The organism is Demequina flava (assembly GCF_000975035.1).
Taxonomy (GTDB): Bacteria; Actinomycetota; Actinomycetes; order Actinomycetales; family Demequinaceae; genus Demequina; species Demequina flava.
Window position 1 is genome coordinate 810944 of sequence record NZ_BBRA01000001.1, and the last position, 16461, is coordinate 827404.

The following is a 16461-nucleotide window of genomic DNA, read 5'->3' on the forward strand; positions in this document are numbered from 1 at the left end:
GCAAAGTGGCAATCGCGGCGAGGTCCGTCGCTACAGTCGGGAAAGCGAGAACTTCACCTTGAGTACACCAGCAACGGCCGCGACGCCGTCGTCTCGGCTCAATCGTCGAGTAGTCGCCATCAGTATTGGAGCCGCGCTTGGCGGGTTCCTCTTCGGCTTCGACTCCTCCGTGATCAACGGCGCCGTCGACTCGATTCAGGGGGAGTACGAACTCTCCGACGCGTTCACCGGGTTCGCGGTCGCATCAACACTGTTGGGGTGCGCCGTTGGCGCCTGGTTCGCGGGCACAGTCGCCAACCGGCATGGCCGAATCCGAGTCATGGTGCTGGCATCGATCCTGTTCCTCGCGTCGGCACTGGGATCGGGCCTGGCCTTCGGGATCTGGGACCTCGTCCTGTGGCGCGTGCTTGGCGGCCTCGCGGTCGGAGCAGCTTCCGTCATCGCGCCCGCGTACATTGCCGAGGTGTCGCCGTCAAAGTTCCGCGGCCGGCTCGGCTCCCTCCAGCAACTTGCGATCGTCACAGGAATCTTCACCGCACTGTTGACCGGGCAGCTCTTCGCGGGCGCCGCCGGTGGAGCGTCCGAGGAGCTCTGGCTTGGCCTAGAAGCCTGGCGCTGGATGTTTATGGCCGAAGCGGTACCAGCCCTCGTATACGGGCTCGCAGCGTTGCGGCTCCCCGAGTCGCCGCGCTACCTCGTGGGTCGCGGCAAAGACACCGAGGCCGCAGAGGTCCTCAGGCTGTTCTCCGGCGTACAAGACGTGGACCACAAGATCGACGACATCAAGCAGTCGCTCCACCTCGAAGAAAAGCAAAGCTTGCGCGACCTTCGGGGCAAGGCCCTGGGGCTCAAGCCCATCGTGTGGACCGGAATCTTGCTGTCGGTGTTCCAGCAGTTTGTCGGTATCAACGTCATCTTCTACTACTCCACCACACTGTGGCAGTCCGTCGGGTTCGACGAGAGTCAGGCTTTCCTCACGTCGACTATCACGTCGGTCACAAACATCGTCGTCACGATCGTCGCGATCCTGCTGGTCGATCGGATCGGGCGCCGACTCATGTTGCTCATCGGTTCGGCCGGCATGACTCTGTCCTTGGGCCTGATGGCAATCGCCTTCTCCCAAGCAATCACCAATGACGCAGGAGAAGTCACAGACTTCGTGGGCGCGTGGGGCACGGTGGCCGTCGTGGGCGCGAACGCCTTCGTCGTCTTCTTCGGCGCAACCTGGGGGCCAGTCGTGTGGGTTCTGCTGGGTGAGATGTTCCCCAACCGCATCCGCGCCTCCGCACTGGCCGTCGCAGCCGCGGCGCAGTGGCTTGCAAACTGGGCTATCACGGTTTCGTTCCCTCAGATGGCCTCGATCGGCTTGACCTTCGCGTACGGCTTCTACGCCTCGATGGCTCTGCTGTCGCTGGTCTTTGTATTCTTCCGAGTCCCTGAGACCAAGGGCATGGAGCTTGAGGAAATGAGCTCCGACGTGAAGGTGAAGCGCGGCAAGTTCGTCGAGATCAAGGGCGGCGAGACTAAGATCGTCGACTAGTCGTCCTTTGCGCCGCTCGCGGCGCCTCACGTGACATCGAAGCCCGCTGGCCCGGAAGTCCCGGTCAGCGGGCTTCGGTGCGCCATAGGGTCGGCCACGTGACTTGGTTCTACGACCCACGGGCAAGCTACGAGCACAACCTTGCGCACGGGCCCTTTGGCGAGTTCGCCGAGCGACCCCGGCCTGCGAGCCGCCCGGACGTCCAACGAATGACGCCACCGAGCCTGACCTTCCTCGGCCAGCCCGTGCATCGGCCCTTCGGAATCCCAGCCGGCCCCCTGGTCAACGCGAGGTTCTGCGCGGCCGCCTTCAGCCACGGCTTCGACCTCGCCGTCTACAAGACCGTCCGCACCCGCGCCCACGACGCACATCCGTTCCCGAACACGCTCGCCGTGCATGTCGACGGCGACCTGTCGCCCGCACGCGGCGCGACCCTTCTCGCCGACGACGACCTCGACAGCGCCACAAGCATCTCCAACTCATTCGGCGTCCCGTCGCGCGATCCCGATGACTGGCAGCCCGACATGGCACGCGCCGTGGCTGCGGCGAGCGACGGCCAGGCGCTCATTGGCTCGTTCCAGGGCACGCGGCCAGAGTGGCACCGGCGCGACAGTGAAGCCGCCTACATCGCGGACCACGTCACGGCTGCCCGTCTCACTGCGGCGACGGGCGCACCCATCCTGGAGATGAACCTGTCGTGCCCCAACGAGGGCACCGGCGAACTGCTGTGCTTCGACACCGCGCTCGTCACGCGCATCTGCGTAGCGGTCAAGGATGAGGTTGGCGACACCCCGCTGGTCCTCAAGCTCGCGCACTTCGCTACAGACGCGCAGCTCCATGCGTTACTGCGCGCGACCTCCGACATTGTCGAGGGCTATGCGGCGATCAACACGATTCCGGCGACGCTTGTGGACCGGACGGGACGGCAGGCACTATCGGGGCACGGCCGCGAACGCGCGGGCGTGTGCGGGGCGAGCATTCGGTGGGCTGGCCTGGACATGGTCGTGCGGCTTGCCCGGTGGAGGGCCGATGCCGGCGCTGACTTCGCGATCGTTGGCGTCGGTGGAGTCATGGGGGCCGATGACGCGGTGCGGTACGCCACGGAGGGTGCCAATGCGGTGATGAGCGCGACCGGAGCGATGATCAATCCGGGCCTGGGGCAGGACGTGCGCGGCGTGTCGTGGCCGATTTCTCACGGCGTCTGAGCGCACCCGGGACCTTGGGCCCAGGCCACCATTCCAACCAGATCTAGTGTCAGTTCCACGACATGGCACTAGATGTTGTGGTTCACCGTGGTGATCCGCCAGGACAGTGCCTAAAGCGCACGCGTCACCACTGGAGGGGACCCATGACCACGATCGACCTCGGCGCCGACACCACCACGACCGCCACGCCCACGCCCTCGCCCTCGCCCCTCACCGTCGTCAAACGCGACGGGCGAGTTCTCAACTTTCAGGCCGAGCGCATCGGCGCTGCCCTCCGCAAGGCCTTCACCGCAGCCCACGGAGACCTCGGTGCGGAGCGTGAGGCGAGCATCGGCGCTGTGACGACGCGAGTCGTCGAGGAACTGGCGGGACGCGGCTCCGTGAAAATCTACGAGATCCAGTCCGCAGTCGAGCACGAGCTTCTTGAGGCCGGCGAGTACGACGCCGCCCGCGCGTATATCGACTACCGCGTGGCTCGCGACTTCGCTCGCGCCAAGGCCACGGACCTCAACCACACCATCTCGACGCTCCTGGACAAGGACTCGAGCGTCGTGAACGAGAACGCGAACAAGGATGCCGATGTCTTCAACACGCAGCGCGACCTCACCGCGGGGCTCGTCGGCAAAGCGATCGGCCTTCGCCTGCTGCCCGAGCACGTCGCAAACGCCCACGCCAAGGGCGACATCCACTTCCACGACCTCGACTATCAGCCGTACTCGCCCATGACGAACTGCTGCCTCATCGACGTGCCCGAGATGTTCGCGCACGGGTTCCGGATGGGCAACGCGGAGATCGAGCCACCCCGGTCCATTCAGACCGCTACGGCGCAGATCTCGCAGATCATCGCGAATGTGTCGTCGAGTCAGTACGGCGGGTGCACGGTGGACCGGATCGACGAGGTCCTGGCGCCCTACGCGGAGCTCAACCACGACAAGCACATGGCAGAGGCCGCGCAGTGGATCGGGGACCTCGCGCGGCATGAGGACTACGCCCGCGAGCGCACGCGCAAGGACATCGAGGACGCGATGCAGTCGCTCGAATACGAGATCAACACGCTCTTCACCTCCAACGGACAGACGCCGTTTACGTCCATCGGGTTCGGACTCGGGACCGGCTGGTACGAGCGCGAGATCCAGAAGGCGATCCTGCGAATCCGTCTTCGTGGCCTGGGCAAGGAGGGACGCACCGCGATCTTCCCCAAGCTGCTGTTCACGCTCCGCCGCGGTGTGAACCTGGAGCCACAGGACCCCAACTACGACGTCAAGCAGTTGGCCGTCCAGTGCGCCACGGAGCGCATGTACCCGGACGTGCTGAACTACGACAAGATCACCGAGCTCACCGGCTCGTTCAAGGCCCCGATGGGCTGCCGGTCGTTCTTGCAGGGCTGGGAGGATGCGGACGGCAACAGCGTGGTCAATGGCCGCATGAACCTCGGCGTCGTCACCCTCAACCTGCCGCGCATCGCGATGGAAGCCGCCGGCTCGCTCGAGACCTTCTGGCGCCTCCTCGACGAGCGCTTGGTGACGGTCCACGATGCGCTGAACTACCGCATCGGCCGATGTAAAGAGGCGGTACCGGCGAACGCCCCCATCCTCTACGTGCACGGCGCCTTCGGGCAACGGCTCAGCGTCGACGACGATGTGGATGCACTCTTCCGCGACGGGCGCGCGACCATCTCCATGGGGTACATCGGGCTGTATGAGGTCGCAGCGGCGTTCTACGGCGGGTCGTGGGAGGACAACCCGGAAGCGAAGGATCTGACGCTCGCGGTGCTTGGGCGTCTGGCCGGCGCCGCGGCGCAGTGGAAGGCCGAGTCCGGCTACCACTTCTCCGTCTACTCCACGCCGTCGGAGTCCCTCACGGACCGGTTCTGCCGACTCGACCGCGAGCGCTTTGGCGCCGTCCCGGACATCACGGACAAGGACTATTACACGAACTCGTTCCACTATGACGTGCGCAAGAGCCCAACCCCGTTCGAGAAGCTCGACTTCGAGGCGCCCTATCCCGAGTTCGCTTCCGGCGGCTTCATCCACTACGTCGAGTACCCCGTGCTGCGCACCAACCCCAAGGGCCTCGAAGCTGTGTGGGACTACGCCTACGACCGCGTCGGATACCTGGGCACCAATACCCCGATCGACCGCTGCTACGCCTGCGGGTACACCGGCGACTTTGACCCCACGGCCCGCGGCTTCGCGTGCCCGGACTGCGGCAACGACGACCCCCGCACGTGCGATGTTGTCAAGCGCACGTGCGGGTATCTGGGCAACCCGCAGCAGCGCCCCATGGTGCACGGCCGTCACGAGGAGATCGCCGCGCGGGTGAAGCACATGCCGGGATCCGTGAGGGCCGATGCTGGGGCTGAGTTGGGTGCCGGCGACCACCCTGGGGAGTAGGCATGGCGCTTGAGCCGAACGTCCGCACGTGGGTCGCCTCCAAGGTGTCCCACTCGTACGTTGCGGACTACAAGCCGTTCAGTTTTGTCGACGGCGAGGGCGTGCGGTGCTCGCTGTATGTGGCCGGCTGCCTCTTCAAGTGCGACGGCTGCTACAACGAGGCGGCGTGGTCATTTCGGTACGGGAAGCCCTTCTCGCGCGACCTCGAGGATCGCATCATGGCCGACCTCGCCCACCCGTCCGTCCAGGGGCTGTCGCTGCTGGGCGGTGAGCCGTTCCTCAATACTCAAGTGGCGTTGTCCGTGGTGCGGCGCTTGCGGGATGAGTTTGGTGACTCTCGAGATGTGTGGGCCTGGTCGGGGTACACGTTCGAGCAACTCGCGGTGGACTCGGAGGACAAGCGCGCGTTGCTGGCGGAGCTCGATGTGCTGGTGGACGGGCGCTACGAGGAATCGCAGCGCGACCTGTCACTCGCGTTCCGGGGCTCCCGCAACCAGCGCGTCCTGGATGCCCGCGCCTCGGTTGCCACAGGCACCGCTGTTCCCTACTCGCAGACCACTCCGTCGCCGTCGCGGTCCTGGTAGTACTCGTACTCGGGGTCTTCTCCCTTAATGTACGGACCCTTGCCGGCGGGGAGCTTGTAGCAGGCGCCGTAATCGGGATCGACATCGTTTGAGCCGCCGCTGGACTCGCTCGTCTCGACGGGTTCGGGCTCTGGTTCCGGCTTGGGCGCGGGTTCCGTGATGTCGACCACGATCGTGTCTCCGGCCGCTGGGAGTTCTTGGTTGGGGCAAGAGTCGAGGACGTCCTCCATGACTCCTGCTTCCCCCGTCGTGACCCACAGGTCGTATTTGGTCTTCACCGCGATCTGGCGGGCGACGTACTGGCAGCGAAAGTCCGCGTGCGGTGGGAGCCATTCCTCGGCGTCATCGTCGCCTTTGGAGCGGTTCTCGCCGGCGTCCACGGGCTCGAGGTTGAGGGGGTCGTTGGCGAAAGCCACGCGGGTGCCGTAGTCCCACTCGGACGCACCGGTCACCCACGCCGCCGACAGCGCCACGAGGTGATCAACATCAACCTCTGACGCACCGCCACGCTCAAACCAGATCGAGGTGCCGGTGAAGGGGTCGGCCAGGCGGCCGGACAGCACGGTGCACGAGCCACTCATCTCGCGCTCTTCCAGCCGCAGAATGAGCATGTCGTTGCGGGTGTCGCATCCGTTGTGATCCACGTCGATCCAGCCGTCGCCGAAGGCTTCACGCTCGTAGTCGCTCGACGCGCTCTCGGGCTTCACGTGGAGAGCCGCCAGCGCCGCCGCGGCCGTGCCCGACACCGTCGCCGGCTCGGTCGGTGTCGCAGTAGCGCTGGGCGACGGGGACGCGCTCGGGGTGGGCGATGCGCTCGGGGTCGCGAAAGTGTTCGAAGGCGTGGGCGTGGGCGAGGTGGCCGTGGCGGACGGGCTTGGCTCACTGGTGACTTGCGCCGCGGCATCCAACCCCGCCGGCTCATCTGTGTCATCCGCAGTGGCAACGGCGATGACCATCAGGAAAATAAAGAAGCCCACCACGGTCAACGGGATCTTCACCAGTAGCGAGGTACCCCGGCGTAGCCACAGCAGAACGACGCCAGGTACCACCCAGAAGAACGACGCAACGATGATCGCTGGCCACGACGTCCACCAGCGGCGCTGTGGCGCAGGTGCGTTGACCGGCGCAGTTTCAGGCATGGCGTTGCCACGGTTCGTCATGGTGCTCCCTCAGCGTGTGACTGAGAGTGACTGTAGTCGGGGGCCTGGGCGGTATTCACGCCCGTGTGACGAAGGCCTCATTGGCGACTCCGTGATGTTCCTGACAAGGGATCGCCCGGGCGCTCGGCGCGTCGCACGCGACACCGCGGGGCTCAGGCTTCGACGATGTCGGGAACGTCACGAAAGCGAGCGGCCAACAAACATCAAAGACGTCGAGCGACGTCACCGCATGCACGCGAGCTACCCCCGGGAAAGCAGAAGGCCCGGCGCGAGCCGGGCCTTCTCAGTGTGGCAGGTGAGGGATTCGAACCCACGTAGTCAGTGACGGCTGATTTACAGTCAGCTCCCTTTGGCCGCTCGGGCAACCTGCCATGCTCCGGGTCCAACTGCAACCTGGCGCGCATGGAAGGATAGCAAGCAAATGGCCTACAACGCGAACTGGCCTCCCGCACGCTGGGGGACCACCGCATCGGCCGGACCCACCGACCACAATTCAGGAGGACACCATGGCAGGTGACAGTAGCTTCGACGTCGTTTCCAAGATCGATCGCCAGGAGGTCGACAACGCCGTCAACCAGGCGTACAAGGAGATCAACCAGCGCTACGACTTCCGTGGCGTGGGGGCCTCGATTGAACCGTCGGGCGACGCGATCCTTATGAAGGCAAACTCCGAGGAGCGCGTGAAGGCTGTCCTCGACGTGCTCATCGCGAAGCTCGCCAAGCGCGGCATCTCGATGAAGTCACTCGACTACGGCGACCCCGTCGCATCCGGCAAGGAGTTTCGCCTGGTCGCCGACCTCAAGGAAGGCATCACCCAGGAGATCGCCAAGAAGCTCGGCAAGCTGATCCGCGAAGAGGGACCCAAGTCCGTGAAGTCGCAGATTCAGGGAGACGAACTGCGCGTGTCTAGCAAGTCGCGCGACGACCTCCAGAAGACCATCTCGTTGCTCAAGGGCGCGGACGTGGACGTCGACCTGCAGTTCGTCAACATGCGCTAAAGCGGGCTACTGGCGGCCGGACATCACTGCGCCGGCCGCCGTAGCATCGGCCCTATCAACGGCTCTCGAGAGCTTCCGTGACCTTGGCGACCGCGTAGCCCCACGCCTGCTTGGCCTTGGGATTGGGGGGAACGGCGATCTCGTCGGGGTTGGTGACAACGTCCAGGAGCACGGGCCCATCCTGGGCGAAGGCCCATTCCAGTGCACCGTTCACATCGTTCGGGTCTTCCACGCGCCGGGTCGCCAGGCCCATGGCCTCGCCCACGGCAGCGAAATCCGGGTTGTCTAGCCCGGTTCCGAACGACGCGATGCCGCCCTCCTGCTGCTCAAGTTGCACCATGCCCAGCGAGGCGTTGTCGAAGACCACCACGACGATGGGCAGGCGGTAGGTGACCGCAGTGCGGAGGTCTCCCAAGAGCATCATGAGGCCACCATCGCCGGACATCGACACCACCCGGCGCGAACGATCGAGCGCTTGGGCGCCGAGTGCCTGCGGGAGCGCGTTGGCCATCGACCCGAGGTTGAAGGAACCAAGCAGCTCGCGGCCCTCGCGCATCTCGATGAAGCGCGCGAGCCACGTCGTCGACATACCGGTATCAACGGTGAAGATCGCGTCGTCCGGGGCGTGGCGGTCCACGGCCGCGGCGAGCGCCTCGGGGCGGATCCGATCATCGGGATTGTCGAACGTGGAGCGAACCTTTGCGACCAGTCCTGAGTCCTCGTAGTCAGGATCCGCGACCTGGGCCTGCCGTTCCTGCCAGTCGGTATAGGTGGACCGGCACTTGTCGAGGTGCTTAGAGTCATCGCGGGTGTCGAGCATGGGCAGGAGCGCGGCGAGAACCTCGCCTGCGTCACCCACGACGGGAACGTCCACGCTCACGCGGCGGCCGATGTGCCGGGCCTCACGGTCAATCTGGATCACGGTGGCGTCATCCGGATAGAAGTCGCGATACGGGAAGTCGGTGCCAACCATGAGCAACGCGTCGGCCTCGCCGAGGGCCTCGATTGCCCCTGGGTTACCGAGCAAGCCCGCCTGTCCCACCTGGTAATCATTGCCGCCATCAAAGCCGGTCTTGCCCTTGAGAGTCACGACCATGGGTGCCTGGAGACACTCGGCGGTGGCGACGGTCTCCTTGCGGGAGTGCTCGGCGCCGCGGCCCACGAGCATCGTGACTGTCTTTGCGCCGTTGAGCGCCTTGGCGGCGGCAGCGAGAGCCTCGGTGTCCGGCTGTGCGGAGGCTGGGGGCGCACTGAGGGCGGGCATTGAAGCATTGCCAGGTAGATCGAGGTCTCCGACGTCGCCGGGGATCGTGAGCACAGCCACGCCATTGTCGGCGTAGGCGGCGCTGACTGCCTGCACCAGCATCTGTGGGAGCTGCTCCGGCGAGGTCAGGGTCTGGTTCCACACCGACACGTCCTCGAAAACGCGGCCGTTGTTGACCTCCTGGAAGTAGTCGGTGCCGATCTCCTGCGTCGGGACTTGTCCGCAGATGGCGAGCACTGGCCCGTGGGACTTCTTTGCGTCATAGAGGCCGTTGATGAGGTGGAGCGACCCGGGTCCCACTGTGCCCATGACGACTCCGATACGGCCGGTCAACTGGGCCTGCGCGGAGGCGCCGAACGCTCCGGCTTCCTCGTGCCTGACCCCGACCCACTCCATGCGGTCTTCGGTACGGATCGCGTCGGTCAGGGGGTTGAGGGCGTCGCCGACGACGCCCCAGACTTGACCGACTCCGTGGTCGGCCAGTGCTTTGACGATTCCTTGTGCAACGGTCGTACTGATCGTGACCTCCGGGCTCTTGGTGCCGCACGGTCGGCGGCAATCCGCGTCCACCTTGGTCAACAGGACCGCCCGCGCCAGGTATTCCCGGGCGCCCCGGCACCCCCGCCTCACAACTAAACAACTAGGCACGTCATGCACTCGGGAAGGCGCGGGTGCGCCGTCATGAGGCACGTCATGCCTACGAGACGGCTCGCCCCGAGGACTCAGGGTCTCCTGTCGCGAGAGGCCGTCTCAGACGTCAGGTGTGGGGATGGGAGGCGGGTCCCTGCAGCGGCACTTTGTACATCACGTGCCTCGTGAGGCGCGCTAAGGCGCGACGCGAGTACATAGCGTGCCTAGTTTGCGGGGTGGGCGGGGTCAGCGGTGCGCCGGTCAGTGCTGTGCGGGTGCGGGACGGCAGAGGTGAGTGATTGCAGTCGCTAAAAGTACTGGCCGTTCTTGCGGGCCATCTCTTCCAGCCGGCCAATGCGCTCGTCCATAGGCGGGTGGGTTGCGAAGAGGTTGGCGAGCCCTTCCGGCTTGAAGGGGTTCGCGATCATCATGTGCGAGACGTTCTCGAGGTTGGGGTCAGCGGGCAGTGGCCGCGCGGCGGTCCCGGACTCCAGTTTCCGCAGCGCGGACGCCAACGCCAGTGGATCTCCAGTCAATGACGCGCCGTCCTCGTCGGCGTCGTACTCCCGGGTGCGTGAGATTGCCATGCGAATGAGGGTCGCGGCGATTGGCGCAAGGAACAACATTGCGAGCATCGCGAGGGGGCCAAACGGACTGTCGCGGTTGTTGCCGCCACCGCCGAAGAAGAACAGCATCTGGGCGAGCGCGGTGATCATTCCTGCGAAGGCCGCCGCGACGGAGCCAATCAGGATGTCGCGGTTGTACACGTGCATGAGTTCGTGGCCCAGAACCCCGCGCAGTTCTCGCTCATCCAGGAGTTGCAGAATGCCGTCGGTGCAGCACACGGCCGCATTCTTGGGGTTGCGCCCGGTTGCGAAGGCATTAGGCGCCGCCGTGGGAGAGACGTACAGGCGCGGCATAGGCTGGTTAGCTTCAGCGGAGAGCTCACGGACAATCCGGTACATCACGGGGTGCTCCACCTCGGTGACGGGACGGGCACGCATAGCGCGGATCGCGAGCTTGTCAGAGTTCCAGTAGCCGTAGAACGTCCCGAAGACGCCAAAGAGGGCGAAGGCCCATAGGTACTGGCCACCGCCAACAAACGAACCGATGCCCAAGAGCACGATCCACATGAGCACGAACAAGCCCATAGTCTTGACGCCGTTGAAGTACTTCCCTGACACCTGTTTCCTCCGGTCGCACGTTGCTCTTGCTCAACGCGCGGTGCAACGCACGCGTTCCCCGTCATTCTCACTGACGGGAAGGTACCGGCAGCCGCGCGGCGCACGGCAATGCCACAAGCGGCGATCCGCCTGTCCGGGACGAAAGTCGCGCGCGAACGCATGTTCACCGTGATGGGCTAGACGTAACCTCACACCAACTGCTCGGGAGCACGTCATGGCACAGCGAATGATCTGGAATCAGACAGCGTACTTTGGAGCGGGGTCCATCTCCGTGATCCCCGAGGAGCTCGCCCGCCGCGGTTTCACGAAGGCCTTTGTCGTCACCGACCAAGTCCTCGTCGACACTGGCGTAGCCGCGAAAGTCACCACGTTGCTCGATGACGCGAACGTCGACTACGAGATCTACGCAGACGTTGTGCCGAACCCTCCCATCGAGAACGTCCAAGCCGGCGTGGCTTGCTTCCAAGCCTCGGGTGCCGACGTATTGATCGCGATCGGCGGAGGCTCCCCTCAGGACACCTGCAAGGCCATCGGCATCATCGTTGCAAACCCAGAGTTCTCCGATGTTCGATCGCTTGAGGGCGTGGCCGACACACGCAACCCCTCAATTCCAATCATCGCAGTGCCCACCACCGCCGGAACGGCTTCAGAGACCACTATCAACTACGTCATCACCGACGTCGAGCGCAAGCGCAAGTTCGTCTGCGTCGACCCCCACGACATCCCCATCCTCGCGGTGGTGGACTCGGAGATGATGTCGACCGCTCCCCGCAGCCTCAAGGTCGCGACCGGGCTCGACGCCCTCACTCACGCGATCGAGGGGTACACGACCGCTGGAGCATGGGAGTTGTCTGACCTCTTCCACCTCAAGGCCATCCAAATCATCGCAGGCTCACTCGCGGCCGCCGCTGACGGCAATCCCGCGGCCGCCGACCGCATGGCGCTCGGTCAGTATGTTGCCGGGATGGGCTACTCGAACGTCGGCCTAGGCCTCGTGCATGGCATGGCACACCCGTTGGGAGCTTTCTTTGGGGCGCCTCACGGCGTCGCCAACGGAATCTTGCTCGCCCCGTTGATGGCCTTCAATGCCGCAGAAACCGGAGAAAAGTACCGTGACATCGCCAGCGCCTTCGGAGTCGAGGACGCTCCCACGATGCCCATCAACGACGCGCGAACGGCAGCCGTCGAGGCTGTGGCCGCGCTAACCCTGTCGTTGGGCAACCCCACAACGATTACCGAAATCGGCGCATCCGAGTCGGACATCGACGCCCTCGCACAGGCGGCATTTGAGGATGTATGCACCGGCGGCAATCCCCGCACCGCCACGGTCGAGGACATCGCTGGCCTGTACCGCTCGCTGCTGTAGCGCAAAAGACGGAGGGCCGATGCCTGGGTCACCCCGGCGCATCGACCCTCCGTTTGCGTAGTGACTGGCGCTAGTCGCGACCCAGCGAGATGTTGGTCATCTCATCGCGAGGAACGACCTTCACGCGCTCGCGGCCATCGGCCTCACCAAGGGCTAGCTCGTGGGCGTTTAGAATCTCCCAGTCAGCCCACTGAATAACGTCCACGCCGCGGTCCTGAAGCAGGCGCAAAACGTTGTCGGGACTGCGCTGCTCGGCGCCTGCGGAGGACTCCTCGTACAGCTTGTCGGCGTCCTCGATGATCTTCCGGATGGTCTCCTGCGCGTCCGACTTGGTGTGGCCAATCAGACCCACGGGACCGCGCTTGATCCAGCCAGTGGTGTACATGCCGTGGACTGGGTTGCCGTCCTCATCGAGCACGCGGCCAGCCTCGTTGTTGATGGTGCCCTTGCGGTCGTTGAACGGGATTCCATCGATCGGCGTTCCGTAGTAGCCCACCGCGCGGTACACAGCCTGGACGGGGTAGTCGATGAACTCGCCCGTGCCCTTTACGGTGCCGTCACCCTGCAGCTCGGTGCGCTCGACGCGCACGCCGGTGACCTTGCCGTCCTCGCCGAGAACCTCGTGAGGCGACTGCATGAAGTGCAGGTGGATGCGTCGCGATGCGGTGCCAGGCTCGCGCAGCGCGTAGTCCGTGAGGGTCTTGACGACCTGCTTCTGCTGCTTGTTGTTTTCGGCGATCTCCATCGACGCCTCGTCGAACTCGTAGTCCGTCTCGGGGTAAACCACGATGTCGACGTCAGGCACGTGGCCGAGCTCGCGCAGTTCCAGTGGCGAGAACTTCACCTGAGCGGGGCCGCGGCGACCAAAGACGTGCACGTCGGTGACGGGCGACTTCTCGAGGATCTCCATGACGTTCGCGGGGATCTCGGTGGGCGCGAGGTCCTTGGGGTGCTTCGCGAGAATACGCGCGACGTCAAGCGCCACGTTGCCGACACCGAAGATTGCAACTTCCTTGGCCTCGAGCGGCCAGGTGCGGGCGACATCTGGGTGGCCGTCAAACCACGACACGAAGTCCGCAGCGCCGTACGAGCCGTCGAGATCGATGCCCGGAATGTCGAGGTCCGCGTCCTTGAACGCACCGGTCGCGAAGATGACCGCGTCATAGTGCTCGCGCATGTCGTCAAGCGACAGGTCCGTACCAATGTTGACGTTGGCGAGTAGGCGGATATCGCCGCGTCCCAGCACGTTCGCGAGCGCCACGATGATCTGCTTGATGCGCGGGTGGTCAGGCGCCACTCCGTATCGCACCAGGCCGAACGGCGCGGGCAGACGCTCGATGATGTCGATCGACACATCGATATCCGACTTGGACAGAATGTCGCTGGCGTAGGTGCCGGCAGGGCCAGCTCCCACGACGGCGACGCGCAAAGGGCGTTCCGTAGTCACGCTAATCACAATCCTTGGGGGATGGGGTCCGCGAGCCGGGCACGCTCCCGGTCGCAATGGCCCCGAGTATAGACATGCCCGTCAAGCGTAATTCGCCGGGCCCTGACATTTGGTCACTCAGTTTGGGCAGCCTCGGCCTCGTCAAGCGAGCCCAATCCGGCCAGCGCGACGGTCAGCGTGAGCGTTTCCTCCGTGAGGTTCCCGCCACGCGTAGCCACCTCGTCCACGAGGTCCGCGTAGAGCGCGAACGTCGCGTCCGAGTACGTGCCCAATTCGCCGCGCAGATACGTCTCAAACGACGTCGCTTCGAGGGTGTCCTGCGCCGTGCGCAGCACCCGCATGCCCGCACCCAAGCACGGGAAGCGAGAGTGGAAGTCCCGCGCCCATTCCACCTGAACACCAATCACGCGTTCCTGGGCAGCCACACGCGCCTCCGCCAAGACCGGCAACCGCGGCGCAATCTCACGGGCGTACCGCTCGGGCTCCATGGAGGCCATCATCCGCGCGTACTTCTCGGTCAGCAGGTTCCGACCGGCAGCATCGGCCGCATCCAGGTCCGCCGCGTAGGACGTCAGCAACGGCACCGGCCACGTGAGGAACTGTGGAAGCCGCTGCCCGTGGAACGTGAGCCAGTCGTCTTGGCACGCCGCGCGACCACCCTCTGCAGGCACCTCGCCCATCTGCGTGAACTCGTGGCGCACGATTCCCTCGGCCAGGTCCAGGCGCTCGGCCAAGACGTCGCGGTCCATGTCAGCCTCCTACTGCTGTCGTAGCCACGGGTCGGAAATCTTCGCCGCGAGCTCGGGGCGATGGTGCTCAAGGAAGGTGGCATCCGACCCTGACAAGCCCTGGACACGCAGTTCCGCACCGATAGCCGCGCAGACCGCCTCGATCCGCTCCGTCAGTTGGGCCGATGCGACCGAAGCTCCCTTGCCACCCTCGCCAAAGGCTTCCCCACCAAGGCAGGCGGCCGATGCCACACGCATCACCGCAGTCAGCTCACCATAGACCTGGGGTAGCCGGCTAAGGGGGCGGTCGGAAAGGCGGCGCAGCGCCGCGAACTGCCACTTGTAGTACGGCAGATAGCCCACCTGGGCGGGCTTGTTCAGCAGGAAGACGGTCGAGGCGGCAGAGCGCACAAACTCGCCAACCGCGAGCCATGCCGCCTCGCCATCACCACGCGACAACATCCGCGGCACGTTGTACTGCCCCGCCTGAGCGAGCATCCCCAACCTGCGCGACAGGTGCGTGAGCCACACGTCCGGCGGCATCCGCTGGAAGCCACCACGCGCTGCTCCGAACGCGCCGTGCGGATCCGCGAACACTTCACCGTTGGTGGCCGCCGCGAGTGTAGCCTCGTCGAGGCTGAGCCACACATGCGGTTCGTCGGCGCTCGGCGCCTGGCGCAGGCCCGTGATGGACTCAAAAAAAGCACCGATCTCGAACACACCCGACCGCTTCTGACCGTGAGCGGCGAGCGCGGGGCGGACCGGGACGCCCTCGAACGTGTCCGGCAGACCGTCGTAGGCACGCTGCAGATCGGCACCAATCAGTTCGTGATCAGCCTCCGTGAGCCACAGGCAGAACCCCACCCCAAAGTCGTGATCCGTGCTCACCGCGTCGTCGAAGCCGTAGCACTCAGACCCGTGCCCCACGAGCCCCGCGGCGATGCGTCCTGCGAAATCGGGGAACTGCGCGTCGAGCATGGGCTTGCCGTGCTCGAGCCAGTAGCGGCGGGCCAGCTCCAGTCCGGGGACATGCTGGACGCGGGCCGATGCTGGGGCCGGGTCACGCACCTCAGCGGGCGTGGGTGCGGGGTCGGGGTCGACGGCCGCGGCGCCCGACTCACCGGCAATCGCGTCACGGAGCTGCCGCGCCTGGTCGAGGTTGTCGCGGGTGACCTCGGCGGCTTCGGACTGTGGACCGTACGCACGCTCGACGATCGCGAGCGCCTCCTCGTAGCGGTCCACTGCCCCGGCGGCGTCGCCAGCGCTGATGAGGGTCGACGCATGGGCCGCGAGCGCGGCTGCCATGTGCGGGTCGTCGGTGGCTCCCGCGGCGCGGAACAGGTCGATCGCGCGGCGGGCATGCTCATCCGCCCCGCCCGGATCACCGACTGCGGCGCACGAGTGCGCGAGGTTCGCATGGGTCATTGCGATGTCGACATCCGCGTCCGGGTCCGTGGTGGCCCGGGTGAGGATCGCAAGGGCTTCGCGTTGCTCGGCCAGAGCCGCTTCGGGCTCGCCCGCATCCGCGATAGCGAGCGACAGGTTGTTGTGCAGCGCGGCCAGTCGCCGGTCGTCGGGACCAAACAGTCGCCGCGCTCCGTCGAGGGCTTGCGCGTAGGTGACCCGAGCATCGGCCGTCTTCCCCGCTGCCCGCTGAGCCGTTGCCACGTTGATGAGCGTCGTGGTCTGGGCGTCCGTACCCTCCAGGCCGAGGTCGGCGACCAAGGTGAGTGCAGCATCGGCCGCTTCCAGTGCCTCGTCGTGCGCGCCGATCGACCTGAAGAACCCCGCCTGCTCATTGCGAAGCGTCAGCAATGCCGGTTGGTCGTCGAGTTCCTGCGCCCGCGCGACCCCCTCCTCGAGAAGCATGCGCGCAACCTCGGGCCCGCGCTGCTCGGCGAACACCTGATCGAGGCGGTTGAGGAAACCCTCCATGGGGAATCGTGCCTGGGACGTGCTCAC

General features: G+C 65.5%; 12 protein-coding genes and 1 tRNA gene. 6 read left to right on the forward strand and 7 right to left on the reverse strand.

Annotated elements, in window-relative coordinates; genetic code table 11:
- The first annotated feature begins 58 nt into the window (after positions 1–58).
- The 4 genes from AOP74_RS03855 to nrdG all read left to right on the forward strand — a co-directional run bounded on the left by AOP74_RS03855 (position 59) and on the right by nrdG (position 5722).
- Entirely contained in the window at positions 59–1540 is a 1482-nt protein-coding gene (locus AOP74_RS03855; protein ID WP_061961006.1) for a sugar porter family MFS transporter, read from the forward strand.
- A 98-nt stretch (positions 1541–1638) separates the two neighbouring features.
- A complete protein-coding gene (locus AOP74_RS03860; RefSeq protein WP_061961007.1) occupies positions 1639–2745 on the forward strand; it encodes a beta/alpha barrel domain-containing protein in 1107 nt (368 codons plus the stop codon).
- Between the two features lie 143 nt (positions 2746–2888).
- On the forward strand, positions 2889–5138 hold the full coding sequence (gene nrdD / locus AOP74_RS03865; RefSeq protein WP_082095978.1) for an anaerobic ribonucleoside-triphosphate reductase: 2250 nt from the start codon (positions 2889–2891) through the stop codon (positions 5136–5138).
- A gap of 2 nt (positions 5139–5140) precedes the next feature.
- Positions 5141–5722 carry an anaerobic ribonucleoside-triphosphate reductase activating protein gene (gene nrdG, locus AOP74_RS03870; RefSeq protein WP_061961008.1) on the forward strand — a complete coding sequence of 194 codons (582 nt, stop codon included), beginning with the start codon at positions 5141–5143 and terminating at the stop codon, positions 5720–5722.
- On the opposite strand, the gene AOP74_RS03875 is transcribed toward nrdG, so the two are convergent.
- Positions 5683–6882, reverse strand: coding sequence for a GmrSD restriction endonuclease domain-containing protein (locus AOP74_RS03875; protein ID WP_061961009.1), 1200 nt, complete (start codon positions 6880–6882; stop codon positions 5683–5685). The two genes, nrdG and AOP74_RS03875, sit on opposite strands and share 40 nt — an antisense overlap.
- Before the next feature lie 289 nt (positions 6883–7171).
- A tRNA-Tyr gene (locus AOP74_RS03880) sits at positions 7172–7253 on the reverse strand.
- Positions 7254–7388: 135 nt separating this feature from the next.
- Between AOP74_RS03880 and AOP74_RS03885 the strand changes: the two genes are divergently transcribed.
- The gene (locus AOP74_RS03885) at positions 7389–7880 is read left to right on the forward strand and encodes a YajQ family cyclic di-GMP-binding protein (RefSeq protein ID WP_061961010.1); all 492 of its coding nucleotides are present in this window, start codon (positions 7389–7391) and stop codon (positions 7878–7880) included.
- Between the two features lie 55 nt (positions 7881–7935).
- Here the strand turns inward: AOP74_RS03885 and AOP74_RS03890 are convergent, their stop codons facing one another.
- Together AOP74_RS03890 and htpX are read right to left on the reverse strand one after the other, a co-directional pair.
- Complete coding sequence (locus AOP74_RS03890) at positions 7936–9714, reverse strand: thiamine pyrophosphate-dependent enzyme (protein WP_236683779.1); 1779 nt, start codon at positions 9712–9714, stop codon at positions 7936–7938.
- 368 nt (positions 9715–10082) lie between these two features.
- Positions 10083–10958: a zinc metalloprotease HtpX gene (gene htpX / locus AOP74_RS03895; RefSeq protein ID WP_152649153.1), complete on the reverse strand. Its 876-nt coding sequence runs from the start codon at positions 10956–10958 to the stop codon at positions 10083–10085.
- A gap of 214 nt (positions 10959–11172) precedes the next feature.
- Between htpX and fucO the strand changes: the two genes are divergently transcribed.
- The gene (fucO, locus tag AOP74_RS03900; protein ID WP_061961011.1) at positions 11173–12324 is read left to right on the forward strand and encodes a lactaldehyde reductase; all 1152 of its coding nucleotides are present in this window, start codon (positions 11173–11175) and stop codon (positions 12322–12324) included.
- Positions 12325–12394: 70 nt separating this feature from the next.
- Here fucO and AOP74_RS03905 read toward each other — a convergent pair whose 3' ends face one another.
- The 3 genes from AOP74_RS03905 to AOP74_RS03915 form a co-directional block, all read right to left on the reverse strand.
- Positions 12395–13771 (reverse strand): FAD-dependent oxidoreductase, encoded by a 1377-nt coding sequence (locus AOP74_RS03905; protein WP_061961012.1) that lies wholly within the window; start codon positions 13769–13771, stop codon positions 12395–12397.
- Positions 13772–13884: 113 nt separating this feature from the next.
- The gene (locus AOP74_RS03910) at positions 13885–14520 is read right to left on the reverse strand and encodes a DUF4125 family protein (RefSeq protein WP_061961013.1); all 636 of its coding nucleotides are present in this window, start codon (positions 14518–14520) and stop codon (positions 13885–13887) included.
- Between the two features lie 9 nt (positions 14521–14529).
- Complete coding sequence (locus tag AOP74_RS03915) at positions 14530–16461, reverse strand: DUF4037 domain-containing protein (protein WP_152649154.1); 1932 nt, start codon at positions 16459–16461, stop codon at positions 14530–14532.